Below are 1,031 nucleotides of genomic sequence, written 5' to 3'. Positions count from 1 at the left end.
CGGGCTGTTGCGCGGGGGAGACCTCGGCGCCTGGTGGCGGCGGTGCGCCGACGACCTCGCCCGGACCACATCGCCGTCCCGGGCCCCGGCCCTCGGCTGGGGGGAGCGCCTCCCGGCGACGCCGTGGGCCACCGGGGACGCGGTCAGGACCACGCAGACGGTCTTCCGCGAAGTGGCGGACCAGGTCGTCCCGCTGGCGCGGGACCGGGGACAGCACGAGGCCCTCACCGCCCTGCGCAGCGCGGGCCCGGTGCTCCGGCTGGTCTGCCGCGAGTACGCCGCCGCGGGACTTCCGCTGGAACTGCCCTACATGGACGACCGGGTGGTCGAGGCCGTGCTGTCCGTCCTTCCCCACGAGCGGTACAGCCCCTGGCGGTACAAGCCGGTGCTGGCCACGGCGATGCGCGGGCTCGTGCCCGAGGTGATCCTCAACCGGACCACCAAGGGCGACTGCGAGGAGCCGGTCGACCGCGCCCTCCAGGAGCACGTCCCCGATCTGCTGGACCTGTTCGACGATTCGCTGCTGGCGCGCCGCGGCCTGATCGACCCGGACCGGCTCAGGACCACCCTGATCACGCCACCGCGGACCGAGGACGTCTGGTCCGCCCAGCTGGAGGCGACGATCGGCGCCGAACTGTGGCTGCGGGAGATCGTCTCCCGCACCACCCCACTGTCGGCATCGGCCGGTCCGGCCCGCAGCGGCACCGGTCACCCGCGCCGCACACCCGACCTCGAGGAGACGCCGTGACCAGCCCGCCCTACGCACTCCAGGCCCGTACCCGGCTGCCCCTGCACCGACGTCTGCTGCCGCTGACCGCCGTCGCCGTCGCCCGGCCGCTGTCCAAACTGCGACCCGACCACCTGCGTGCCGTACTCGGGACGCTGAGTACCGGCGCCCGCCCGGGCACCGCCGCCCAGGCGTCCGAGGCCCGCGCCGCCGTCGTCGCGGTCAGCCTGCGCTGCGCCGTACACAACTGCCTGCAGCGGTCGATCGCCACGGCCGTGCTGTGCCGGTTCAAGGGCGTCTGGCC

General features: G+C 74.8%; 2 protein-coding genes. Both read left to right on the top strand.

Annotated elements, in window-relative coordinates; all coding sequences use genetic code 11:
• A partial coding sequence (locus tag ACFQ87_RS46735; protein WP_380617131.1) for an asparagine synthase-related protein occupies positions 1-748 on the top strand: 748 nt, incomplete at its 5' end.
• Positions 745-1,031, top strand: a 287-nt coding sequence (locus ACFQ87_RS46730; RefSeq protein ID WP_380617130.1) for a lasso peptide biosynthesis B2 protein, incomplete at its 3' end; no start/stop codon positions are given. The genes ACFQ87_RS46735 and ACFQ87_RS46730, both read left to right, overlap by 4 nt.

The organism is Kitasatospora sp. NPDC056531 (genome assembly GCF_042794375.1).
Taxonomy (GTDB): Bacteria; Actinomycetota; Actinomycetes; order Streptomycetales; family Streptomycetaceae; genus Kitasatospora.
The sequence above is the reverse complement of the archived record's forward strand: the minus strand, read 5'-3'. Positions and strand labels throughout refer to the sequence as shown.